The sequence below is a fragment of the Streptomyces sp. NPDC050211 genome (assembly GCF_040656035.1).
In the GTDB taxonomy this organism is placed as follows: domain Bacteria; phylum Actinomycetota; class Actinomycetes; order Streptomycetales; family Streptomycetaceae; genus Streptomyces.
In genome coordinates this window covers 1-22,205 of record NZ_JBFALC010000063.1, presented here as the reverse complement: position 1 = coordinate 22,205, position 22,205 = coordinate 1, and the positions used below count along the sequence as shown (strand labels likewise).

Here is a 22,205-nt window from a genome sequence, read left to right as displayed (position 1 = left end):
GCTGCCTGAGGCACCAACTCAGGCTTGGCTCACCATCTGATCGGCACCGGCAGCGCCGTCAGCAGCCCCGACACCGCGACCACCAGCCCCAGCACCACGACCTCCGCACGCGCGGGGGAGCAGGCGGTCAGCGGATCCGCCGCACGGCGCAGCCGGATACGGGCCCACAGGGCGAGCACGGCGACCGCGGCCACGAGGAGCACCTTGGCGAGCAGGACGCGTCCGTACGCCGTCGTCGTCAACTGCTCCAGGACGGTGCCGGACGGCATGCGCCGCAGCGAACTCCACACCCCGGTCGCGGTGATGGCGGCGAGCAGAACGGCGGCCACGCGCGCGTAGAGCCCCAGCAACGCCGCTCCCGTCGGCGTGTCGCGCCGCAGCCTGCGCAGCACGTGCAGTAGCCCGCCCGCCCACAGTGCCGCGCAGGCCAGATGAACGAGCGTCAGCCCGGAGCCGATCAGCGGGTCGTGCTCGGTCGTGGGATGCGCGCGCAGTGCCTCCGCCACGACCACCGCGGCCAACGGCCAGACGACGGTCGCGGGTCGCCGTGAGAGCGTGCAGAGGCCCGCCGCGAGGAACGCGTTGACCTCCACCAGCGCCAGCTTGCCGTCTCGCGAGGCGTAGAGGCCGCCGACGTCGATCTCGGCGAGGCTGCTCGGCACCAGGTTGCCGGTGGCGACGACCGAGGCGAGCCCCAGCGCGGCGACGAAACCCACGCCGGCCGCGTAGGGCGCCCAACTGCGCGGCGGCTGTGCGGGATCGCCGGGCACGGCCCGGGCCAGCCGGTTCACGAACAGCTCGCCCACCGGGACACACAGCGCCGCGAACAGCACCGCCCGCAGCAGGGCGATGCCACCCGTGCCGGGTGCGGCTGCCTCACCCGTCTCGTGCAGCGCGGCGGACGGACCGAGCAGCGGGATCAGCGCCGCCAGCGCCCCGAGAACGAGAACGGCGACGGCCCGGCCGGCACCGGGGCGCCGTACGGCCCCCTCATCGGCCACCCCGGAGGTGGGTCTTGTCAAGGTCACCCCAAGATAGTCACCAACCGCCGCAGAACGGGCAAGCACCGGGCAACCGGCAATACGGCATTCCACCCATGGGTACGTTTTCGGACGCGCCGACGCTCAGGCGGATCGTGCCTCTCGGGCCCGCCGCGTCGGGTTGTGCCTCTCGGGCCCGCCGCGCTGGATAGTGTCCCTCAGGTCCGCCGCGTCGGGTTGTGTCTCTCAGGTCCGCCGCGTCGGGTCGTGTCCCTCAGACCCACCGCGCCAGGCAGTCCTCTCAGACCCACCGCGCCGGATCGGCCCCCCAGACCCCCGGCGCCCGCCCCCAGTCGACCGGACCGCCCGCGAAGGACACCGGCGGCAGCGCGTACCGCAACCGCCCGAGCGCACTGCCGGTCTCGGCCAGCCACTCGTCAGCGCCCTCGTACACGTCGTCCCCCGCGTCAGAGCCGCCGACCCCGTGCATCAGCCACGCCGCCGTCCGCGCCAGCGCCAGCCGTACGAACCTGCTGCCACCCTCGTACGACTGCTCGGTCAGCGCGCGCAGCACCCCCGCTGCCAGCAGATAACCCGTGCCGTGGTCCAGGGCCTGTGCGGGCAGCGCGCCGGGACGCTCCGGCGTGCCCTCGGCGGTGGCGATGCCGGTCGCGACCTGCACCAGGCTGTCGAACCCACGCCGTTCCCGCCAGGGCCCGGACGCACCCCACGCCGAAAGCTGCGCCACGACCACCCCGGGCCGCCGCTCGGCCAGTGCCTCCGGCGACAGTCCGAACCGGTCCAGGGCGCCCGGCCGGTATCCCGTGACGACCACGTCCGCCGCCGCGAGCAGTTCTTCGAAGGCACGACGGTCGGCCCTCAGGTCCAGCCGCGTCGAGCGTTTCCCGAAGCCCGTGTCGGCGTGCTGGTCGGGCAGTTCGGGCAGTTGAGGCGGGTCCACGCGCAGCACGTCGGCGCCCAGCAGGGCGAGGGTGCGGGTGGCGACGGGCCCGGCGATCACCCGGGTCAGGTCCAGCACCCGCAGCCCGGCGGCGGGAAGCAGGGGATCGCCGTCGACCGGCGCGAGCACGCGCGCGTGCGTGGCGTCCAGCCGCCCGCGCTCGACCAGAGGGCGCCCGGCAAGCGCGACGCCCTGCGGATGTCCCGCCCACTCCTCGGGCGTGCGCAGCGCGACCGCCAGGCCGCTGGCGGCGTACACCGACTCCTCGACCTCCACGGCGGAGCGCTCCGCGAGCACCGACTCGACGACGGACACGCGGTCGTCGGACAGCCCCAGCGCGGCGAGCAACCGCGCCCGGTGATGCGGATAGTTCGCATGCGTCCGCACCCACCCGTCCGCCGTACGCCAGAACCGCGACAACGGAGCGAAGATGACCGGCGCCCGCCCGGAGATGAGCAGATGGCGCTCACTGACGAACGCCGTCGCCACGGCCCCGTCGTCCACCCGCACCCCGGGCACTTCGCGCAACCCGCCCCGCCGCGCCCCCAGTTCGGCGGCGGCCAGCGCGCACGCGCCCACGCACGCCCGCGCCAACTCCCGTACCGGAAGCCGTGCTTCGAGCGCACCCTTGCGGGCGGTCACCGAGATCCGCGGGACCAGGGCGGGATCGCCGCCCAGCGCGGACCAGACGTACTCGATGTCCTCGATGTCGGTCATGCGCAGCACTATGCGGCGTTGACCCGATCAACACGACAACAGGGGCCGGACGGAACAACCGCCCGGCCCCCACTGGCCGTACTACTTCGTCACCGCGTCCAGCGCGTCCGCGGTGCCCCAGCCGTAGAAGCCGTTGCGGTTCTTCGTGCCCTCGCACACCGCGTCGACCTTGCCGTCACCGTCGATGTCGTACGGGTCCGTGCACGGCGTGGCGTCGGCCTCGGCGTACAGGAGGGCCTTCACCAGGGCCGGAGGGGCGTACGGATACGTCGACTTGATGAGGGCGGCGACGCCCGCGACATGCGGCGACGCCATCGACGTACCGGCCATGTAGCCCCACTTGCCGCCGGGGAGCGTGCCCAGGATCAGGCCGCTGGTGGCGGGCGGGGCCGGGGTCTGGAAGCGGGTCGAGTCGCCACCGGGGGCGGCGATGTCGATGACGCCCAGACCGTGGTTGGAGAAGGACGACTTGAGGCCCTTCGCGCCGGTCGCCGCCACGGTCACGACACCCGGGAGCTGGGTCGGGATGTCGAGGCACTCGGACGGGTCGACGACCCGCTCGACAGGCGTGGCGTCGTTCGGGGAGACCGGGTCGGTGATCTCGTCGGCGGCGAGGTCGTAGTTCTCGTTGCCGGCCGCCGCGACGTTGACCGCGCCCTTGCGCTCCGCGTACCGCGAGGCCCGGGAGACGGCGTCCACGAGCGCCTTCTGGTCCGGGTCGTCCTTGCAGTTGAAGTACCAGGGGTCGGTGTAATAGCTGTTGTTGGTCACGTCGACGCCGTGTGTGGCCGCCCACATGAAGCCGCAGACCACGGCCTCCGTGTAGAAGTAGCCGGCGGTGGTGGACACCTTGATGCCGGACACCTTCACGCCGGGCGCCACGCCCGTCATGCCGACGCCGTTCTTGGCGGCCGCGATCTCACCGGCGACATGCGTGCCGTGCGGGCTCTCCGTCGCGCCCGGCCGCCACGCCCCGTCGGTCGTGTCGGGCTTGCCCGTCACGCAGTTGACGGACGCCTCGCGGTCGAAGTTCGGCGCGATGTCGGGGTGCGTGTCGTCGACACCGGTGTCGATGACGGCGACGGTCACCTTGGAGCTGCCCAGCGTCTTCTCGTGCGCCTTGTCCGCCTTGATGGCGGGCAGGTCCCACTGCAGCGGCTCGAGCGGATCCTGCCCGTCCACGGCCTCGGCGGCGCCGGCCTCCGCCGCGCTCAGCACCTTCGGCGTGCCGACGTCGGTCGTCGACTGCGCGGGCAGCGGCGCGTTACGGGTGTTGCCGGCCGAGTCCACCCCGCGCACCGTGCGCAGGATCTTGGCGAAGTCGGGGTTCGCCGAATGGACGACGATCACCCCGATCTTGTCGTACGACGTCACGATCGTGCCGTCGGCCTCGGCTATCGCCTTCTTCACCTGTCCGGGAACCCCGTGCCCGGGGCGGACGTTGACGACATAGCTGAGCGAGGTGGCGTCGGCCTTGGCCGAGACGGGCGCGTCGGCCGCGGACGCGGTGACGTTCGGCAGGAAGGCGAGTGCCGTCGCCATGGCCATCCCGACCGGGATCGCCATCGCTCTGCGGTAGCGCGGGTGAGGCGCTGTCATGGTCTCTCCAGTTCGTTCGTGGTACGGGCGGACCGTGCGGGAAGTCCGGGCGGTGCGGCCCGCCTTGGGCCGCACCGCGCGCTGGGACTACTTGACCGCGTCCAGGGCGTCGACGATGCCGAAACCGTAGAAACCGTTGACCCGCTTAGGTCCTTCGCACACCGCGTCCTGCGTGCCGTCCCCGTTCTGGTCGTACGACTCGGGGCACCCGGGGTTGTCGGCCTGCGCCTTGAGCAGCGCCCGCAGCTGCGCCGGAGACGCCTTCGGGTGCGTCGACTTCAGCAGCGCGGCGACACCCGCGGCATGCGGCGAGGCCATCGAGGTGCCCTGCAGGAAGCCGTACGAGTTGTTCGGCATCGTGGACAGGATGCGGCCGTTCTTCGACGGCGTGTCCGGAATCTGGTACAGCCGGTCGCCGCCCGGCGCCGCGACGTCGACGACGCCCTTGCCGTAGGTGGAGTAGTACGACTTGACGTTGTTCACGCCGACCGCGCTGACCGTGACGACGCCCGGCAGCATGGTCGGCACGTCGTAGCACTCGTGCGGGTCGATGGTGCGCTCGACCGGCGTGGAGTCGTCGGGGCTGGAGTCGTCGACGAGGGAGTCCGCGTCCAGGTCGTGGTTGGAGTTGCCCGCCGCGGCGACGTTGAGGGTGCCCTTGCCCTGCGCGTACAGCTGGGCCCGGTTGACCGCGTCGACGATCGCCTTCTGGTCGGGGTCGTCCAGGCAGTTGTACAGCCACGGGTCCACGTAGTAGCTGTTGTTCGTGATCTCCACGCCGTGGTCGGCGGCGAACACGAACGCGCACACGACGCTCTCCGGGTAGAAGAGGCCGTTGACGGGGTCGGTCACCTGGATGCCGGCGACCTTGACGCCCGGCGCGACACCGGCGACACCGATGCCGTTGCGGGCCGCGGCTATCTCACCGGCCACATGCGTGCCGTGGTAGTCCTCCGCGGTGTACGGCCGCCAGGAACCCTCGCTGGTGTCCGCCTTGCCGCCCACACAACTCGCCGACTGCGAGCGGGAGAAGTTCGGGGCTATGTCGGGGTGGGTGTCGTCGACGCCGGTGTCGATGACGGCGACGGTGACCTTCCTGCTGCCCGGGTTGATCTGCGCGGCCTTGTCGGCGCCGATCGCCCGCAGGTCCCACTGGTCGGCTTCGAGAGGCTCGCTCGCGCCCGTGGCGGCGGAGGCCTGGGCGACCTTCGCGGCCTGCTCCTTCGTCAGGAGCTGCGCGGCGCCCTCGTCCGTGGTGCCGGCGGCGGTCAGCGGCGCGGTGCGCGTGGCACCCGCCGACTGCACCCCGCGCACGGCGCGGATCTGCGCGCCGAAGTCCGGGTTCGCCGAGTGCACGACTATCACGCCGATCTTCGCGTACGTCTCGACGACGGTGCCGCCCTTCGCGACGACCGCCTTCTGCACGGCCGCGATGGTGCGACGGTCCGTCTTCGTGTTGACGACATACGCCAATACGGGTGCGTCCGCGGACTGCGCGGCCGGCTCCGCCTTCGGGGCGGCCGAGGCGGCCGCGGGCAGGAAGCCGAGCGAGGCGGTCAGTGACAGGACGACGGGCACGGCGAGAGCGAGCCGACGTCTGGAACGCAGATGAGGCATGGGATCTCCACATCATCCGGAAAACGAAACCGGCCCGAGACACAGATGGTGCTCGGGCAGGTACATGACGGGTTGGACAGGGCGAAACTATCCCCCGATTGCGCTGGCCAGCAATGACTTCCCCGATGTTGGTTCGGAAAGAAGTACCGAGGGTTGAACCGGTCCTCGCGTGGCGCCGTGACCTTGGGCAGGAGGCCGAGCACGATCGAGCCCCCTGTCGGATCACGCTCGGGGGCCCTAGCATCGCCACCCGGTTCAAGTGATCCACATCACCACTCGTACAACCACACCCGCAACAGGAGGAGACTCCGTGGCTACCGACGCACCGCCCCCCTCGAAAGAAGAACACCAACTCCCTTCCACAGAGGAGTTCGTCGAGGTGCAGGAGAGCGCGGAGTTCGGTGAACTGCGCCGCTCCTACCGCTCCTTTGCCTTTCCGCTGACCGTCGGCTTCATCGTCTGGTACCTGCTGTACGTCCTGCTGTCCAACTACGCGGGCGGCTTCATGGGCACCAAGGTGGCCGGCAACATCAACGTCGCCTTCGTCTTCGGCATCGCCCAGTTCGTCACCACATTCCTCATCGCCTGGTGGTACTCGCGGCACGCCGCCGCGAAGCTCGACCCCAAGGCAGAAGCGATCAAGTCCCAGATGGAGGGCGGCGCATGAGCCCCGCGATGACCCTTGCGGCCAATGAGGCCAGCGAGCACCGGCCTCTGATCATCACCCTGTTCGCGCTCTTCGTGGTCGCGACCCTGTTCATCACCGTCTGGGCGGGCCGCCAGACCAAGGACGCCGCGGACTTCTACGCGGGCGGCCGGTCGTTCAGCGCCTTCCAGAACGGCCTCGCGGTCTCCGGCGACTACATGTCGGCCGCGTCCTTCCTCGGCATCGCGGGCGCCATCGCCCTCTTCGGCTACGACGGCTTCCTGTACTCCATCGGCTTCCTGGTCGCCTGGCTGGTGGCCCTGCTCCTGGTGGCCGAGCCGCTCAGGAACTCCGGCCGCTACACGATGGGCGACGTCCTCGCGTACCGCATGCGCCAACGCCCCGTGCGCACGGCCGCCGGTACCTCCACGATCGTCGTCTCGATCTTCTACCTGCTGGCCCAGATGGCGGGCGCGGGCGTCCTGGTCTCCCTGCTGCTCGGCATCACCTCCGACGCCGGCAAGATCCTCATCGTCGCCCTCGTCGGCATCCTGATGATCGTGTACGTCTCCATCGGCGGCATGAAGGGCACCACCTGGGTCCAGATGGTCAAGGCCGTGCTGCTCATCAGCGGCACCATCCTGATCACCTTCCTGGTGCTGCTGAAGTTCAACTTCAACATCTCCGACCTGCTCGGCACCGCCGCCGAGAACAGCGGCAAGGGCGCCGCCTTCCTGGAGCCCGGCCTCCAGTACGGCGCGACCGGCACCACCAAGCTCGACTTCATCTCCCTGGGCATCGCCCTCGTGCTCGGCACCGCCGGCCTGCCGCACATCCTGATCCGCTTCTACACGGTGCCCAACTCCAAGGCCGCCCGTAAGTCCGTCAACTGGGCGATCGGCATCATCGGCGGCTTCTACCTGATGACCATCGCGCTCGGCTTCGGAGCGGCGGCGCTCATCTCGCAGGAAGAGATCATCGCGTCCAACAAGTCCGGCAACACGGCCGCGCCTCTGCTCGCCCTGCACCTGGGCGGCGTCGACTCCGCGTGGGGCGCGATCCTGCTCGCCACGATCTCGGCGGTGGCCTTCGCCACGATCCTCGCCGTGGTCGCCGGCCTCACGCTGGCTTCGTCGTCCTCCTTCGCGCACGACATCTACGCCAACGTCATCCGCAAGGGGAAGGCCACCGAGAAGGAGGAGGTCAAGGCCGCCCGTCTGGCGACCATCGGCATCGGCGCCGTCTCCATCCTCCTGGGCTCCCTCGCCCGCGACCTGAACGTGGCCGGCCTCGTCGCCCTCGCCTTCGCGGTCGCCGCCTCCGCCAACCTGCCGACGATCCTCTACAGCCTGTTCTGGAAGCGGTTCACCACCCAGGGCGCCCTGTGGTCGATCTACGGCGGTCTGACCGTGGCCGTCGGCCTGGTGCTGTTCTCGCCCGTCGTCTCCGGCGACCCCACGGCGATGTTCCCCGACGTCGACTTCTCCTGGTTCCCGCTGAAGAACCCGGGCATCATCTCCATCCCGTTCGGCTTCCTGATGGGCATCGTCGGCACCTACCTGTCCAAGGAGGAGCCCGACACCGGCAAGTACGCCGAGCTGGAGGTCCGCTCCCTCACGGGCACCGGGGCGCACTGACCCCACCCGCCCCGCGGCCGCGTCGTAGATCCCTACGACGCGGCCGCGTCATTCCTGGTGGGAAAAGGCCCCTGCTGGTTGTCAGTGGCGTCGCGTAGGCTCGCAGGTGTCGGAAATGATGGATCCGCTGTGAGGGAGGGGGCCCACGTGCTCATCGACACCTACGGCCGAGTGGCCACCGACCTGAGGGTCTCGCTGACCGACCGGTGCAATCTGCGCTGCACCTACTGCATGCCCGAGGAGGGCCTGCAGTGGCTGGCCAAGCCCGACCTGCTCACGGACGACGAGATCGTCCGCCTGATCGACATAGCGGTCACCTCCCTGGGCATCACGGAGGTCCGCTTCACCGGCGGCGAGCCGCTGCTGCGCCCCGGCCTGGTCGGCATCGTCGAGCGAGTCGCCGCCCTCGACCCGCGCCCCCAGATGTCCCTGACCACCAACGGCATCGGCCTCAAGCGCACCGCGAGTGCCCTGAAGGCGGCGGGCCTGGACCGGGTCAATGTCTCGCTGGACACCCTGCGCCCGGACGTCTTCAAGACCCTCACCCGCCGCGACCGCCACCACGACGTCATCGCGGGCCTGCACGCCGCCCGCGCGGCGGACCTGACCCCGGTCAAGGTCAACTCGGTCCTGATGCCGGGCCTGAACGATGACGAGGCCCCGGACCTGCTGGCCTGGGCCGTGGAGCACGACTACGAGCTGCGGTTCATCGAGCAGATGCCGCTGGACGCCCAGCACGGCTGGAAACGCGACGGCATGATCACCGCGGGCGACATCCTGACCTCGCTGCGCACCCGCTTCGCACTGACCGAGGAGGGCTCGGAGAAGCGCGGCTCGGCGCCGGCGGAGCGCTGGCTGGTCGACGGCGGCCCGCACCGTGTCGGCGTCATCGCCTCGGTCACCCGCCCGTTCTGCTCGGCCTGCGACCGCACCCGCCTCACCGCCGACGGCCAGGTCCGCACCTGCTTGTTCGCCCGCGAGGAAACCGACCTGCGCGCCGCTCTGCGCTCCGACGCCCCCGACGAGGAGATCGCCCGCATCTGGCGCCTGGCCATGTGGGGCAAGAAGGCGGGCGCGGGCCTGGACGACCCGACCTTCGTGCAGCCGGACAGGCCGATGTCGGCGATCGGCGGCTAGACGGGACTAGGCCTGTTCGGGGGACTCCCACTCCTCGAGCAGGACCACGTCCTTCAAGAAGCCCCGCACCCCGAGGAACTGCGAGAGATGCTCCCGGTGCTCCTCGCAGGCCAGCCAGGTCTTGCGCCGCTCCGGCGTGTGCAGCTTCGGATTGTTCCAGGCGAGCACCCACACGGCGGCGGCACGGCAGCCCTTGGCGGAGCAGATGGGAGAGGCCGGTTCGTTGCCGGGGACGTTCAGAATCACGCCCCGACCTTAACCCCACGAAAGGCGACGCCGAGCAGCCACGGGGGGAGCTGCCCGGCGTCGGTCTGTCGCTCCGACGGGGGATGCGGAGCGCTTAGAAAGTATGTCACGGGTCAGTACCCGCTCGGCACCGGAACAACATGATTGATCTGAGCTTTTCCTGAGCTTGGTACGGAGCCGACCTCCGCTGGAAAGCGTCCGCAAAGCTCACGTCCGGTCGCTTCGCTCGCTTCTCGCGCCGGGCTCCGGTTCGGCCGCCGCGTCTTCCGTCGCCGGTTCCGCGAAGCCGTCGTCGTCCCGCGGCGGAGCGATCATCGGCGGCGTCGGCGCGGTCACGAACGTCGACGGAAGCGACGGCGCGTTCTCCCGCCCGGCGTTGGCGATCACCACCGAGATATAGGGAAGCACCGCCCCGAGCACCAACGCCACGATCGCGACGTGCCGTTCGACGTTCCAGAGCGTGGCCGCGAGGACCACGGACACCGTACGGACGGACATCGAAATGACGTACCGCCGCTGCCGCCCGCGTACATCGTCCTGAAGGCTCGCCCGGGCCCCAGTGATCCGGAATACCTGGGCGTTGCCGCCACCATGCTGCTTCCGCATCACATTCCACCATCCGCCCGCATCGGACTCTTCCCGGCCCGTACCCGCTCCGCCCAGGCGGAGAAGCCGAGCCCGGACAGCCTCCACGTTACGCCGCACCTGCGTCGCCTACGAGACCGGGGCACCTCCGACAAGGGCGAGTGAACTGCGCCGGAGCGTGTAGCGCCGTACCCGACATGCGCCGTAGAGCGATCGGGCCGACACTGGGCGTAATGCTCACGTCGAGCCGTACAAGGAGGCAGCCATGGGCTGGTTGTGGGCGATCATCGTGGGATTCGTGCTGGGGCTGATCGCCAAGGCGATCCTGCCCGGCAAACAGCACAGCCCCCTCTGGCTGACCACCATCTTCGGCATGCTCGGCGCCATCGTCGGCAACTCCATCGCCCGAGGAGTGGGCGTAGACGAAACCTCCGGCATCGACTGGAGCCGCCACGCCTTCCAGCTGGTAGCAGCGCTCGTCATCGTGGGCGTAGGCGACATGCTGTACATGGCAACGCTGGGCAAAAGAAAACAACGCACGTGAGGTGAAGCGCCCCTTTAGGGGCGCGGGGAACTGCGCGAACAACCACAACGAACCCGCAGCCCGCAGGCCACCGCACCCCCTGCGGCGCACCCCGCGCTACCCGCCAACAACCTCCACAGCCGCAAGATTCTTCTTGCCCCGCCGCAGCACCAGCCACCGCCCGTGCAGCAGATCCCCCATCACCGGGACGAAGTCCTCCGCGGCGACCTTCACGTTGTTCACGTACGCCCCGCCCTCCTTCACCGTCCGCCGCGCAGCCGACTTACTCGCCACCAACCCGACCTCAGCGAACAGATCGACGACCGGCCCAAGCTCGGCAACCCGCACATGCGGCACCTCGGACAGCGCCGCAGCCAACGTCCGCTCGTCCAGCTCCGCCAGCTCGCCCTGCCCGAAGAGCGCACGGGACGCGGCGATCACCGCAGCGGTCTGCTCGGCGCCATGCACCAGCGTCGTCAGCTCCTCGGCAAGCGCGCGCTGCGCGGCCCGGGCCTGCGGCCGCTCCTCCGTCTGCTTCTCCAACTCCTCCAGTTCCGCACGGGACTTGAAGGACAGGATGCGCATGTACGTCGAGACGTCCCGGTCGTCCACGTTCAGCCAGAACTGGTAGAAGGCGTACGGCGTCGTCATCTCCGGGTCGAGCCAGATCGCACCGCCCTCGGTCTTGCCGAACTTGGTGCCGTCCGCCTTGGTCATCAGCGGAGTGGCGATCGCGTGCACGTTGGCGTGCGGCTCCAGCTTGTGGATCAGGTCGAGCCCGGCCGTGAGGTTGCCCCACTGGTCGCTGCCGCCCTGCTGGAGCGTGCAGCCGTACCGCCGGTACAGCTCCAGGAAGTCCATGCCCTGGAGCAGCTGGTAGCTGAACTCCGTGTAGCTGATGCCTTCCTCGGACTGCAGCCGCCGGGCGACCGAGTCCTTGGTCAGCATCTTGTTGACGCGGAAGTGCTTGCCGATGTCGCGCAGGAACTCGATGGCGGACATGCCGGCCGTCCAGTCCAGGTTGTTCACCATCACCGCGGCGTTCTCACCCTCGAAGGTGAGGAACGGCTCGATCTGCGAGCGCAGCCGGTTGACCCAGGCGGCGACCGTCTCCGGGTCGTTCAGCGTGCGCTCCGCGGTCGGGCGCGGGTCGCCGATCTGACCCGTCGCGCCGCCCACGAGGGCGAGCGGGCGCAGCCCCGCCTGCTGGAGCCGGCGCATGGTGAGGACCTGGACCAGGTGGCCGACGTGGAGACTGGCCGCCGTCGGGTCGAAACCGCAATAGAAGGTGACGGGACCGTCCGCGAGCGCCTTGCGCAAAGCGTCCTCGTCAGTGGACAGGGCGAACAGCCCACGCCACTTCAGCTCGTCGACGATGTCCGTCACGGTTCTCGTATCTCCCTGAAGCGATCTTGTCGGCCGTCGAGCGACAGCCGACTACGAGGTTATACGCCCTGACTGACAGAGCTCATATTGAAGTCCGGCACCCTCAGCGCGGGCATGGCAGCCCTGGTGAACCAGTCGCTCCATTCCCGCGGCAGCGTCTTTTCCGTGCGCCCCGCCTCGGCCGCCCGCCCCAGCAGATCCACCGGCGACTCGTTGAACCGGAAGTTGTTGACCTCGCCGGTCACCTCGCCGTTCTCGACGAGGTAGACGCCGTCCCGGGTCAGGCCGGTGAGCAGCAGCGTGGCCGGGTCGACCTCGCGGATGTACCAGAGGCAGGTCAGCAGCAGCCCGCGCTCGGTGCTCGCGACCATGTCCTCCAGCGACCGGTCCGTGCCGCCGTCCAGGATGATGTTGTCGATCGCGGGCGCCACCGGGAGTCCGGTCAGCCCGGCGCTGTGCCGGCTGGTCATGAGGTGCCCCAGCTCACCGGCGCGCACCCACTCGGTCGGCTTCAGCGGCAGCCCGTTGTCGAAGACCGACTGGTCGCCGCCGGAGGAATGCGCGATCAGGAAGGGCGCGGACTCCAGGCCCGGCTCGTTCGGGTCGCTGCGCAGGGTCAGCGGCAGCTCGGTGAGCCTGTCGCCGACGCGGGTGCCGCCGCCGGGCTTGGAGAACACCGTGCGGCCCTCGGTGGCGTCCCGGCCAGAGGCCGACCACATCTGGTAGATCAGCAGGTCGGCGACGGCGGTCGGCGGCAGCAGCGTCTCGTACCGGCCCGCGGGCAACTCGATCCGCCGCTCCGCCCAGCCGAGCCGTACGGCCAGCTCGGCGTCCAGCGCCGCCGGGTCGACGTCCTTGAAGTCCCGGGTCGAGCGCCCCGCCCACGCCGAGCGCGTACGGTCGGGCGACTTGGCGTTCAGCTCCAGCGTCCCGTTCGGCTGGTCATGACGGAGCCGCAGACCGGTGGACGTACCCAGGTACGTCGACACCAGCTCGTGGTTGGCGAAGCCGTACAGCTCGCGGCCACCCGCACGCGCGCGTGCGAAGGCCTCACCGAGCGCGGGGGCGAAGTCGGCGAACACGGTGGACGACGTCTCGGCCGGGGCGTCCGTGAAGTCCTCGGACGCCGGTACGTCCGTGACCAGGGGCTGCGCGTCCTCGGCGGGCCCGGCGCCGCGTGCGGCGGCCTCGGCGGCGCGCACCAGCGGCTCCAGCTCGTCGATGGTCACCGCGGAGCGTGAGACGACGCCGGAAGCGGTGCCCTCCTTGCCGTCGACGGTGGCGATGACCGTGAGCGTGCGCCCGCGCGTGACACCGTTCGTGGTGAGCGCGTTGCCCGCCCAGCGCAGATTGGCGGTCGACTGCTCATCGGCGATCACGACGCAGCCGTCGGCCCGGGACAGCTCCAGCGCCCGCTCGACAACCTCGTGCGGCTTGCTCGTACGCGCGCTCATCGACCGGCCTCCTGCGTGGTGTTGAGAATGTTGACGCCCTTGAAGAGGGCGGACGGGCAGCCGTGCGACACGGCCGCGACCTGGCCCGGCTGGGCCTTGCCGCAGTTGAAGGCGCCGCCCAGGACATAGGTCTGCGGACCGCCGACGGCCGCCATGGAGCCCCAGAAGTCGGTGGTCGTCGCCTGGTAGGCCACGTCCCGCAGCTGACCGGCCAGCCGCCCGTTCTCGATCTTGAAGAACCGCTGGCCGGTGAACTGGAAGTTGTAGCGCTGCATGTCGATCGACCAGGACCGGTCGCCGACCACATAGATGCCGCGGTCCACGCCCCCGATCAGATCCTCCGTGGACAGCCCGGCGGGGTCGGGCTGCAGGGACACGTTGGCCATGCGCTGCACGGGCACATGGCCGGGGGAGTCGGCGAACGCGCACCCGTTGGACCGCTCGAACCCGGTCAGCTTCGCGATCCGCCGGTCCAGCTGGTAGCCGACGAGCGTGCCGTCCTTCACCAGGTCCCAGGACTGTCCCTCGACGCCTTCGTCGTCGTATCCGATGGTCGCAAGGCCGTGCTCGGCGGTGCGGTCACCGGTGACGTTCATCAGCTCGGAGCCGTACTTGAGCTTGCCGAGCTGGTCGAAGGTGGCGAAGGAGGTGCCGGCGTAGGCGGCCTCGTAGCCGAGGGCGCGGTCCAGTTCGGTGGCGTGGCCGATGGACTCGTGGATGGTCAGCCACAGGTTGGAGGGGTCGACGACGAGGTCGTACGGCCCCGGCTCGACACTGGGGGCGCGCATCTTCTCGGCGAGCAGCTCGGGGATCCGGGCGAGTTCATCGTCCCAGTCCCAGCCGGTGCCCGTCGCGTACTCCCAGCCACGGCCGACGGGCGGCGCGATGGTGCGCATCGAGTCGAACTCGCCGCTCGACGCGTCCACCGACACCGCCGTCAGCTGCGGATGCAGCCGCACCCGCTGCTGCGTGGTCACGGTCCCGGCGGTGTCGGCGTAGAACTTGTTCTCATGGACGGTGAGCAGCGACGCGTCGACGTGATCGACCCCGGCCGCCGCCAGCAGCCGGCCGCTCCAGTCCGCCAGCAGCGCGGTCTTCTCCTCGTCGGGCACGGTGAACGGATCGATCGCGTACGACGAGATCCACGTCTTCTCGGCGTGCACGGGCTCGTCGGCGAGCTCGACCCGCTCGTCCGACCCGGCCGCCCGGATCACCTGAGCGGACAGCTTGGCCATCGCCACCGCCTGCGAGGCGACCTTGGCCGCGGCGTCGAGTGTCAGATCCACACCGGACGCGAATCCCCACGTCCCGCCGTGCACGACCCGCACCGCGTACCCGAGGTCGGTGGTGTCCGACGATCCGGCGGGCTTGCCGTCCCGCAGGCGCCAGGACGCGCTGCGCACCCGCTCGAACCGGAAGTCCGCGTGCTCCGCCCCCAGCGCACGCGCGCGTGCCAGCGCGGCGTCGGCCAAGGCGCGTAGCGGAAGTGCCGTGAAGGCTTCGTCGATCGTATGAGGCACGGAGGTCTCCCTGCTGTCGTGGCCTGTCGGCTCCGATCATGTCGCCCATCCCGGCGAGGGACCACAGGTTTCCGGCTGACGTGCGCCTCTTTCTGTAGGGACCCCACAGTGAGTGCCGTTCGCCGCTGTCGGTGCCCGATTGTCCGCAGAAGGGCGGGGACCGATAGGTTTTCGATGAAGCCGCCTGTCATCCAGGTGTTCGGGCGGGGGAACCAACCGCTAGTGAAAGGGTGATCCGTTGAGCCGCTCGGTTCTCGTCACCGGAGGCAACCGGGGCATCGGCCTCGCCATCGCCCGCGCATTCGTCGACGCCGGCGACAAGGTCGCCATCACCTACCGTTCCGGTGAGCCGCCCGCCGGCTGTCTCGCCGTCAAGTGCGACATCACCGACCCCGAGCAGGTGGAGCAGGCCTACAAGGAGATCGAGGACGCGCACGGGCCCGTCGAGGTCCTCATCGCCAACGCCGGCATCACCAAGGACCAGCTCCTGATGCGGATGTCCGAGGAGGATTTCACCTCGGTCATCGACACCAACCTCACCGGCACCTTCCGGGTCGTCAAGCGCGCCAACCGCGGCATGCTGCGCGCCAAGAAGGGCCGTGTCGTCCTCATCTCCTCGGTGGTCGGGCTGTACGGCGGCCCTGGTCAGTCGAACTACGCCGCCTCCAAGGCCGCCCTGGTCGGCTTCGCGCGTTCCCTCGCCCGTGAGCTGGGCTCACGCAACATCACCTTCAACGTCGTCGCGCCCGGCTTCGTCGACACCGACATGACGAAGGCGCTCACCGACGAGCAGCGGGCCACGATCATGGCGCAGGTGCCGCTCGGCCGGTACGCGCAGCCGGACGAGGTCGCCGCGGCGGTGCGTTTCCTCGCCTCGGACGACGCCTCGTACATCACTGGAGCCGTCATTCCCGTTGACGGCGGACTGGGAATGGGTCACTGATCACCATGAGCGGAATTCTCGAGGGCAAGCGCGTCCTGATCACCGGTGTGCTGATGGAGTCCTCCATCGCCTTCCACGCCGCCAAGCTGGCCCAGGAGCAGGGCGCCGAGATCATCCTGACCGCGTTCCCGCGGCCCACGCTGACCGAGCGCATCGCCAGGAAGCTCCCCAAGCCCACCAAGGTCATCGAGCTCGACGTCACCAACGACGAGCACCTCGGCCGCCTGGCCGACATCGTCGGCGAGGAGCTCGGCGGCCTCGACGGCGTCGTCCACTCCATCGGCTTCGCGCCGCAGGACGCGCTCGGCGGCAACTTCCTCAACACGCCGTTCGAGTCCGTCGCCACGGCCATGCACGTCTCGGCGTACTCCCTGAAGTCGCTGACCATGGCGTGCCTGCCGCTGATGCAGAACGGCGGCTCGGTCGTCGGCCTCACCTTCGACGCGCAGTACGCCTGGCCGCAGTACGACTGGATGGGCCCGGCCAAGGCCGCACTGGAGGCCACCAGCCGCTACATGGCGCGTGACCTGGGCAAGCAGAACATCCGCTGCAACCTCATCTCCGCGGGCCCCATCGGCTCCATGGCCGCCAAGTCCATCCCGGGCTTCTCGGAGCTCGCGTCCGTGTGGGACACCCGTGCCCCGCTGGAGTGGGACCTCAAGGACCCGGACCCGGCCGGCCGCGGCATCGTCGCCCTGCTCAGCGACTGGTTCCCGAAGACCACCGGCGAGATCATCCACGTCGACGGGGGTCTGCACGCCATCGGTGCGTGACGCACGACCGAACTGCCGGAGGGCTCGCGTTCCTGTCAGGGGCGCGGGCCCTTGGCGTGTCACCCGTTCGGCCCACCCGCCGGGCGCGGAAGGGCCACCACCGCACACCCTGAAGTACGCGTTCACCACACGCTTCCCTCCCCAGCACGGCCGAGGAGGTCCCGTTGTGCGCATTTCCCGCAGCCTGGCCTCAGTGACCGTCGCCGTCGCTCTCGTGCTCTGCCTGTCGTACGAGGCGATGCCCCACGCGCGCGTGAAGGTACGGCCGGCCGCCGCACCGGAGCCGTTCGGCGCCGCGTGCCGCAGCAGGGTCATCGGCTCCTACGTGACCGCGTTCTGCCACAACCCGTACCCGCGAACGGACAGCGTCCGTCTGCACATCGAGTGCGACCGCTGGTGGGACATCGACAGCGACGGCGCCGCGGTCGACGCGGGGCCCGCGCAGACCGTGCGGCTGACCGGCCGCTGCTGGAAAGAGGTCCGCTCGGTGTGGGTCAGTCACCGGAAGCGGGCGCTGTGAACCTGCCGGGACGGCACAGGAACGGATAGCTCGCGGCCTCCGCGGCCGCTGCCGCCGTGTCGCCCGCCCGGATCGCGTCGACGAGCCGTGTGTGGTCCATGTACGTCTCCGGGGTCAGCTCCTGGCCGACGTCCTCGCGCAGCCAGTCCCGCAGCACCTCGCTCAGGTCCGCGTACATGGCCGTCATCGCGTCGTTGTGGGAGGCGGCCACCACCGCCAGGTGGAAGGTCGTGTCCGCCGCCACGAAGGCCTCCGCGTCGCCCGACGCCCACGCCTCCTCGCGCCGCACCAGCAGCGCGTCGAGCTGCTTGAGGTCCTTCTCGGTGCGGCGCTCGGCGGCCAGCCTCGCGGCGCCGGACTCCAGGGTGGAGCGCAGTTCGGCGATATGCCGCGGGTCCGCGTCGGCGAAGCGGCGGTGCATCACGCCCGCCAGCTCACTGGTCGCGACCACGTAGGTTCCGGAGCCCTGGCGGATGTCCAGCAGGCCGTTGTGCGCGAGTGCGCGGACGGCCTCACGCACCGTGTTACGGGCGACGCCGAGCTGCTCGACCAGCTCGGGCTCCGTCGGGATGCGTGAGCCGACCGGCCACTCGCCCGACGTGATCTGGTTCCGCAGCGCGGCGATGACCTGCTCGGACAGCGCCGACCTGCGGGGGTGACTCAGTGGCATGGCTCACCTTCGCACGGGACGGTCGACCGCAGGTGGCGGGAGGGTGGACAACCAATCATCCCATGATTCTATGATGGGCCTCATGGCAAGCGAGGAAACCCGGACGGCAAAGCCCCCGACGATACGCAGCTCGGCACCCGTGACAGGCGCATCCCCGACCTCCACGCGCGCGTGGACGACCCGACTGGTCGTCCTCGGCATCGTGCTCGCCGCCGTCAACCTCCGCCCCGCCATCACCAGCCTCGGTGCCCTCCTGGAAGAGGTCCGCGACGGGCTCGGCATGAGCGGCAGCGTGGCCGGCCTGCTCACCTCGGTGCCCCCGCTCTGCTTCGCCGTGTTCGGCGTCATGGCCCCGCGGCTCGCCCGCCGCTTCGGGCCGGGCGCGGTCGTCTGCGCCGGGATGGCCGCCATCACCGCGGGCCTGCTGATCCGGCCGTACGCCGGGAGCGTGCCCGGATTCCTGGCCGCCAGCGCCCTCGCGCTCATGGGCATCGCGGTCAGCAACGTCCTGATGCCGGTCATCGTCAAGCGCTGGTTCCCGGACCGGGTCGGCTCCATGACCGGCCTGTACTCGATGGCCCTCGCCCTCGGCACGGCCGCCGCGGCGGCGGTGACCGTGCCCATGACCGACGTCCTGGGCGGCAGTTGGCAGTCCGGGCTCGCGGTGTGGGCGGGGCTCGCGGCGGTGGCCGTACTGCCGTGGATCCCGCTCGCGCGGCAGCGGGGGGCGCAGCCGCCTGCCGAGGTGCACCCGCGTGTGGAGCCCGGCGCTGAAGGGCACGCGCGCGTGGAGCCCGTTCTGCGCATCACCCGCAGCCGTACCGCCTGGGCGCTCGCCGTCTTCTTCGGGCTCCAGGCCACCGCCGCCTACATCACGATGGGCTGGATGGCGCAGATCTTCCGCGACGCGGGCGTACCCGCCGGCACGGCCGGGCTGCTCCTGGCCGTCACGATGGTGATGGGCGTGCCGCTCGCCTTCGTCATCCCGCGCGTGGCCACCCGGCTGCCCCATCAGGGCCCGATCGTGATCGCGCTCGGTGTCTGCGGTCTCGCCGGATACGCCGGTCTGTACGCCGCGCCGGCCGGCGGCGCCTGGGCATGGGCGCTGCTGCTCGGCGTCTCCAACTGCGCGTTCCCGCTGGCCCTCACCATGGTCGGAATGCGGGCCAGGACCGGCGCGGGCGTCGCCCAGCTGTCGGCGTTCGCGCAGAGCACGGGGTATCTGATCTCCATCCCCGGACCGCTCCTGGTGGGCGTCCTGTACCAGCACAGCGGCGGCTGGGGCCTGCCGATCGCGCTCATGACCGGCTTGATGATCCCCCAGATGATCGTGGGCGTCCTGGCGGGCCGCGACCGCACGGTGGAGGACGAGGCGGCCCGCTGAGCCCCACCCCCGCAGGCCGGGCCTGTGCGGCGGGTGCGACACTGGGCGCATGTCGCCAGTGCTCGACCCGAACCCGCAGAACGGCCAGAAGAAGATGCTCCTCGTCTTCGGCTCGTTCTTCGCCATCTTCGTGATCATCGCCATCATCGCGACGATCGCTTCGCCGTGACGATCGCCTCTCCGTGACCGTCCGCGGGTCCGATGGTGGGGCTAGCACCACCATCCCCTAGGGGGCGAGTGTCAGGGTCAACTGGGTGGATCACCGGATGGGTTGAGGGCCCGGGAGTCCGTAACTTCGAGATGTGACCGCGAGCGGCGGGCACGGATCACTCGAAGACTCACGGAGGCGTCATGTCGGCCCCTACGCAGACCCGGCTCCACCCGGCGCGCTCGGGCCGCCCGGACATCAGGCTGCCCTGGTGGGCCCTGGCTCTCCCCGCGCTCGCGTTCGTCACCCTGCTCCTGCTGATCCTCAACCCGTCCGACGCGCACGCGGCGACCACGGACCCGGCGATCACCCGGCTCTTCGAGCACATTCTGCAGCTGATATCGCGCTGAACACCTGCTGAGCCGCCCGTCAACTCCCTGCGCCCGTTGGCGTGTTTCATGCGAAGCTGGGACGCATGAGCGTCGCAGAACCCCGCAGGATCGTCCTCTTCCGGCATGCGAAAGCCGACTGGCCACAGGTGACCGACCACGAGCGGCCGCTCGCTGAGCGGGGCCGCATGGACGCCGCAGTCGCCGGACGCAAGCTCGCCGACACCCATATCCCCTTCGATCTGGCCCTGTGCTCCACTGCGGACCGGACCCGGGAAACCTGGAAGCTCGCCGTCCAGGAATTCCCGCACCGGCCGAAAACCGTCTATGAGGAGCGGGTCTACGAGGCCTCACCCGGCGAACTGATCGCCGTGCTCAACGAAACCCCCGACGACGCGCAGAACGTCCTGATGATCGGCCACAACCCCGGCATCCAGGGCCTCGCCGAGATCCTCGCGGGCTCGGCCGAGGGTGACGCCCTGGAGCGGCTGAGCCGCCGCGGCTTCCCCGCCGCCGCCTTCGCGGTCCTGACCTTCGAGGGCTCCTGGAAGTCCCTGGAACCGGGCACAGCCACCCTGCGCGACTACTGGGCACCCTCCGAATAACCCCACGCGACCGGCAAGGGGCCCGGCACCGCACCGGTGCGGGCCCCTCGTACCTCTCTACGGCCTCGCGTGCTCATGCCCCGTCCGCACAGGGGCCGCATCCGCACAGGGCCTCGTCCGCTCAGCCCTCGTCGTGGGTGTCCGCCGCCTCGACCTCTTCGCGGGTGACGCCCAGCAGGTACAGCACCGTGTCGAGGAACGGGAAGTTCACCGCGGTGTGTGCGGCCTCGCGGACGACCGGCTTGGCGTTGAAGGCCACTCCCAGTCCGGCCGCGTTCAGCATGTCGAGATCGTTGGCACCGTCACCGATCGCCACGGTCTGCGCCAGCGGCACACCCGCCTCGGCGGCGAACCGGCGCAGCAGCCGCGCCTTCCCCGCCCGGTCCACGATCTCGCCGGTGACCCGCCCGGTCAGCTTCCCGTCGACGATCTCCAGCGTGTTGGCCTGCGCGAAGTCCAGTCCGAGACGTTCCTTCAGATCATCCGTGACCTGAGTGAAACCGCCCGACACGACGCCCACTTGGTAGCCGAGCCGCTTCAGCGTACGGATCAGCGTGCGCGCGCCCGGCGTCAGCCGCACCTCGCTGCGCACCTTGTCCACCACCGAGACGTCGAGCCCCTTCAGCAACGCCACGCGCGCGTGCAGCGACTGCTCGAAGTCGAGCTCCCCGCGCATCGCCGCCGCCGTCACCCCGGCGACCTCCGCCTCGCAGCCCGCGTGCGCGGCGAAGAGCTCGATCACCTCGTCCTGGATGAGCGTCGAGTCCACGTCCATGACGACCAGACGCTGTGCGCGCCGGTGCAGCCCCGCGGCCACGACCGCCACATCGACACCCAGTGCCGCCGCGTCGGTCACCAGGGCGGTGCGCAGCGGCTCGGTCTCCACGCCGGACACCGCGAACTCCACCGCCGTCACCGGGTACTTGGCGAGCCGGAAGATACGGTCGATGTTGCCGCCGGTGCGCGTGATACGGGCCGCGACCGCGGCGGTCGCCTCCGCGGTGAGCGGATGCCCGAGCACGGTCACCAGCGACCGGCCGAGACCGCGGGGCCGGTTGTCGCCCGTGCCGGAGATGATCTCCGCCTGCATCTTCATCGACTCCGCCCAGCTGTGGACGGTGGCCCGCAGGTCCCCTTCGAGCCCCCTCGGCGGCTCGGTCACCAGCACGCACAGCACCATCCGGCCACGCGTGACGACCTGCTCGATGTCGACCACGTCGACCGAGTAGGCGGCGAGAGTGTCGAAGAGGCCGGCCGTGATGCCCGGCCTGTCCTTCCCGAAGATCTTGACGAGAAGGGTGGGGAACTCTGAGGTCTGCGAAGCGCTCATGGTGCTCCCACCGTATCCGGCACCCTGTGCCCATCGCCCCGCAGGTCCGCCCAGCGGACGCGGAACTCTGGATGTCGCTCGGGTGACAGCGGGCTGACAGGCAGCTCACAGACGGACGGCCGCCACCGACGGACACGGCACGGCCACCGGCCCGTCGGTTCGGCGCCCCTTCAGTGCCCCTTCACCGCCCCTTCGGCGCCCTCGGAGGGGGCGGCGGAGGCGGAGGAGGCGGCGGCGGTTGCCGCCGCCGGTCCGGCGGGGCCTGTTCCCCGTCCTCGCGGCGCGACTTGGCGGACCGTCGCGGCCACCGCGGCGGCGGCCCCATCGGCCGGGCCACCGTCGGTGCGCCATACATGTCGCCGCCGGGCGGCGCCCCGCTCGCCGGCCGGGCGCCGGGGGAGGGCGACGCGTCCGCCCTTTCCTGCCCGGGCGGCC

At 70.4% G+C, this 22,205-nt stretch carries 22 protein-coding genes and 1 pseudogene; 11 read left to right on the top strand and 12 right to left on the bottom strand.

Annotated elements, in window-relative coordinates:
* Positions 1-29: 29 nt before the first annotated feature.
* From AB0I98_RS39830 to AB0I98_RS39815, 4 genes are all read right to left on the bottom strand, one after another.
* Positions 30-1,028, bottom strand: a complete 999-nt coding sequence (locus AB0I98_RS39830) for a CopD family protein (RefSeq protein ID WP_362950448.1) — start codon at positions 1,026-1,028, stop codon at positions 30-32.
* 253 nt (positions 1,029-1,281) lie between these two features.
* Positions 1,282-2,658, bottom strand: a complete 1,377-nt coding sequence (locus tag AB0I98_RS39825) for a CoA transferase (RefSeq protein ID WP_362950447.1) — start codon at positions 2,656-2,658, stop codon at positions 1,282-1,284.
* A gap of 81 nt (positions 2,659-2,739) precedes the next feature.
* Positions 2,740-4,257, bottom strand: coding sequence for a S8 family serine peptidase (locus AB0I98_RS39820; protein ID WP_362950444.1), 1,518 nt, complete (start codon positions 4,255-4,257; stop codon positions 2,740-2,742).
* Positions 4,258-4,344: 87 nt separating this feature from the next.
* Positions 4,345-5,874, bottom strand: coding sequence for a S8 family serine peptidase (locus AB0I98_RS39815; protein WP_362950443.1), 1,530 nt, complete (start codon positions 5,872-5,874; stop codon positions 4,345-4,347).
* A 310-nt stretch (positions 5,875-6,184) separates the two neighbouring features.
* On the opposite strand from AB0I98_RS39815, the gene AB0I98_RS39810 reads away from it, so the two are divergent.
* The 3 genes from AB0I98_RS39810 (at position 6,185) to moaA (ending at position 9,294) form a co-directional block, all read left to right on the top strand.
* Positions 6,185-6,541, top strand: a complete 357-nt coding sequence (locus tag AB0I98_RS39810) for a DUF485 domain-containing protein (protein ID WP_362950441.1) — start codon at positions 6,185-6,187, stop codon at positions 6,539-6,541.
* Positions 6,538-8,157 carry a cation acetate symporter gene (locus AB0I98_RS39805; protein WP_362950439.1) on the top strand — a complete coding sequence of 540 codons (1,620 nt, stop codon included), beginning with the start codon at positions 6,538-6,540 and terminating at the stop codon, positions 8,155-8,157. Before AB0I98_RS39810 ends, AB0I98_RS39805 begins: the two co-directional genes overlap by 4 nt.
* A gap of 147 nt (positions 8,158-8,304) precedes the next feature.
* Positions 8,305-9,294 carry a GTP 3',8-cyclase MoaA gene (moaA, locus tag AB0I98_RS39800; protein WP_362950436.1) on the top strand — a complete coding sequence of 330 codons (990 nt, stop codon included), beginning with the start codon at positions 8,305-8,307 and terminating at the stop codon, positions 9,292-9,294.
* Between the two features lie 6 nt (positions 9,295-9,300).
* On the opposite strand, the gene AB0I98_RS39795 is transcribed toward moaA, so the two are convergent.
* Positions 9,301-9,540 (bottom strand): hypothetical protein, encoded by a 240-nt coding sequence (locus tag AB0I98_RS39795; RefSeq protein WP_362950434.1) that lies wholly within the window; start codon positions 9,538-9,540, stop codon positions 9,301-9,303.
* Between the two features lie 207 nt (positions 9,541-9,747).
* Positions 9,748-10,146: a DUF3099 domain-containing protein gene (locus tag AB0I98_RS39790; RefSeq protein ID WP_362950433.1), complete on the bottom strand. Its 399-nt coding sequence runs from the start codon at positions 10,144-10,146 to the stop codon at positions 9,748-9,750.
* A gap of 244 nt (positions 10,147-10,390) precedes the next feature.
* Here AB0I98_RS39790 and AB0I98_RS39785 point away from each other — a divergent pair, with 244 nt between their 5' ends.
* The gene (locus tag AB0I98_RS39785; protein ID WP_328367156.1) at positions 10,391-10,669 is read left to right on the top strand and encodes a GlsB/YeaQ/YmgE family stress response membrane protein; all 279 of its coding nucleotides are present in this window, start codon (positions 10,391-10,393) and stop codon (positions 10,667-10,669) included.
* A 96-nt stretch (positions 10,670-10,765) separates the two neighbouring features.
* Here AB0I98_RS39785 and tyrS read toward each other — a convergent pair whose 3' ends face one another.
* From tyrS to AB0I98_RS39770, 3 genes are read right to left on the bottom strand one after another with little or no spacing between them, the layout of a single operon-like run.
* Positions 10,766-12,034: a tyrosine--tRNA ligase gene (gene tyrS, locus AB0I98_RS39780; protein WP_362950431.1), complete on the bottom strand. Its 1,269-nt coding sequence runs from the start codon at positions 12,032-12,034 to the stop codon at positions 10,766-10,768.
* Between the two features lie 59 nt (positions 12,035-12,093).
* Complete coding sequence (locus AB0I98_RS39775; RefSeq protein ID WP_362950429.1) at positions 12,094-13,488, bottom strand: metallopeptidase TldD-related protein; 1,395 nt, start codon at positions 13,486-13,488, stop codon at positions 12,094-12,096.
* Positions 13,485-15,008 carry a TldD/PmbA family protein gene (locus tag AB0I98_RS39770; RefSeq protein ID WP_362950427.1) on the bottom strand — a complete coding sequence of 508 codons (1,524 nt, stop codon included), beginning with the start codon at positions 15,006-15,008 and terminating at the stop codon, positions 13,485-13,487. Before AB0I98_RS39770 ends, AB0I98_RS39775 begins: the two co-directional genes overlap by 4 nt.
* 238 nt (positions 15,009-15,246) lie before the next feature.
* Between AB0I98_RS39770 and fabG the strand changes: the two genes are divergently transcribed.
* The 3 genes from fabG to AB0I98_RS39755 all read left to right on the top strand — a co-directional run bounded on the left by fabG (position 15,247) and on the right by AB0I98_RS39755 (position 17,244).
* Entirely contained in the window at positions 15,247-15,951 is a 705-nt protein-coding gene (gene fabG / locus AB0I98_RS39765) for a 3-oxoacyl-[acyl-carrier-protein] reductase (protein WP_362950426.1), read from the top strand.
* 5 nt (positions 15,952-15,956) lie between these two features.
* Positions 15,957-16,724, top strand: a complete 768-nt coding sequence (fabI, locus tag AB0I98_RS39760) for an enoyl-ACP reductase FabI (RefSeq protein WP_210575560.1) — start codon at positions 15,957-15,959, stop codon at positions 16,722-16,724.
* A 166-nt stretch (positions 16,725-16,890) separates the two neighbouring features.
* Entirely contained in the window at positions 16,891-17,244 is a 354-nt protein-coding gene (locus AB0I98_RS39755; RefSeq protein ID WP_362950424.1) for a hypothetical protein, read from the top strand.
* Here AB0I98_RS39755 and AB0I98_RS39750 read toward each other — a convergent pair.
* On the bottom strand, positions 17,219-17,914 hold the full coding sequence (locus tag AB0I98_RS39750) for a FadR/GntR family transcriptional regulator (RefSeq protein ID WP_362950422.1): 696 nt from the start codon (positions 17,912-17,914) through the stop codon (positions 17,219-17,221). The two genes, AB0I98_RS39755 and AB0I98_RS39750, sit on opposite strands and share 26 nt — an antisense overlap.
* A 70-nt stretch (positions 17,915-17,984) precedes the next feature.
* Here AB0I98_RS39750 and AB0I98_RS39745 point away from each other — a divergent pair, with 70 nt between their 5' ends.
* The 4 genes from AB0I98_RS39745 (at position 17,985) to AB0I98_RS39730 (ending at position 20,440) form a co-directional block, all read left to right on the top strand.
* Entirely contained in the window at positions 17,985-19,298 is a 1,314-nt protein-coding gene (locus tag AB0I98_RS39745; protein WP_362950420.1) for a CynX/NimT family MFS transporter, read from the top strand.
* Positions 19,299-19,347: 49 nt separating this feature from the next.
* The gene (locus tag AB0I98_RS39740) at positions 19,348-19,467 is read left to right on the top strand and encodes an SGM_5486 family transporter-associated protein (protein WP_260859621.1); all 120 of its coding nucleotides are present in this window, start codon (positions 19,348-19,350) and stop codon (positions 19,465-19,467) included.
* A gap of 182 nt (positions 19,468-19,649) precedes the next feature.
* Complete coding sequence (locus AB0I98_RS39735) at positions 19,650-19,856, top strand: hypothetical protein (RefSeq protein ID WP_362950419.1); 207 nt, start codon at positions 19,650-19,652, stop codon at positions 19,854-19,856.
* 65 nt (positions 19,857-19,921) lie between these two features.
* Positions 19,922-20,440, top strand: a complete 519-nt coding sequence (locus AB0I98_RS39730) for a histidine phosphatase family protein (protein WP_362950417.1) — start codon at positions 19,922-19,924, stop codon at positions 20,438-20,440.
* A gap of 121 nt (positions 20,441-20,561) precedes the next feature.
* Here AB0I98_RS39730 and serB read toward each other — a convergent pair whose 3' ends face one another.
* Positions 20,562-21,770: a phosphoserine phosphatase SerB gene (serB, locus tag AB0I98_RS39725; RefSeq protein WP_362950415.1), complete on the bottom strand. Its 1,209-nt coding sequence runs from the start codon at positions 21,768-21,770 to the stop codon at positions 20,562-20,564.
* A gap of 170 nt (positions 21,771-21,940) precedes the next feature.
* A pseudogene (locus AB0I98_RS39720) lies at positions 21,941-22,205 on the bottom strand (hypothetical protein); the annotation flags it as partial.

What these genes read in the sequence shown, in the direction of transcription:
- AB0I98_RS39825 (WP_362950447.1), bottom strand. Translation starts at nt 2,658, where the DNA reads ATGACCGACATCGAGGACATCGAGTACGTCTGGTCCGCGCTGGGCGGC.
- AB0I98_RS39820 (WP_362950444.1), bottom strand. Translation starts at nt 4,257, where the DNA reads ATGACAGCGCCTCACCCGCGCTACCGCAGAGCGATGGCGATCCCGGTC.
- AB0I98_RS39815 (WP_362950443.1), bottom strand. Translation starts at nt 5,874, where the DNA reads ATGCCTCATCTGCGTTCCAGACGTCGGCTCGCTCTCGCCGTGCCCGTC.
- AB0I98_RS39805 (WP_362950439.1), top strand. Translation starts at nt 6,538, where the DNA reads ATGAGCCCCGCGATGACCCTTGCGGCCAATGAGGCCAGCGAGCACCGG.
- AB0I98_RS39790 (WP_362950433.1), bottom strand. Translation starts at nt 10,146, where the DNA reads ATGCGGAAGCAGCATGGTGGCGGCAACGCCCAGGTATTCCGGATCACT.
- AB0I98_RS39785 (WP_328367156.1), top strand. Translation starts at nt 10,391, where the DNA reads ATGGGCTGGTTGTGGGCGATCATCGTGGGATTCGTGCTGGGGCTGATC.
- AB0I98_RS39775 (WP_362950429.1), bottom strand. Translation starts at nt 13,488, where the DNA reads ATGAGCGCGCGTACGAGCAAGCCGCACGAGGTTGTCGAGCGGGCGCTG.
- fabI (WP_210575560.1), top strand. Translation starts at nt 15,957, where the DNA reads ATGAGCGGAATTCTCGAGGGCAAGCGCGTCCTGATCACCGGTGTGCTG.
- AB0I98_RS39750 (WP_362950422.1), bottom strand. Translation starts at nt 17,914, where the DNA reads ATGCCACTGAGTCACCCCCGCAGGTCGGCGCTGTCCGAGCAGGTCATC.
- AB0I98_RS39745 (WP_362950420.1), top strand. Translation starts at nt 17,985, where the DNA reads ATGATGGGCCTCATGGCAAGCGAGGAAACCCGGACGGCAAAGCCCCCG.
- AB0I98_RS39740 (WP_260859621.1), top strand. Translation starts at nt 19,348, where the DNA reads ATGTCGCCAGTGCTCGACCCGAACCCGCAGAACGGCCAGAAGAAGATG.
- AB0I98_RS39735 (WP_362950419.1), top strand. Translation starts at nt 19,650, where the DNA reads ATGTCGGCCCCTACGCAGACCCGGCTCCACCCGGCGCGCTCGGGCCGC.
- AB0I98_RS39730 (WP_362950417.1), top strand. Translation starts at nt 19,922, where the DNA reads ATGAGCGTCGCAGAACCCCGCAGGATCGTCCTCTTCCGGCATGCGAAA.
- serB (WP_362950415.1), bottom strand. Translation starts at nt 21,770, where the DNA reads ATGAGCGCTTCGCAGACCTCAGAGTTCCCCACCCTTCTCGTCAAGATC.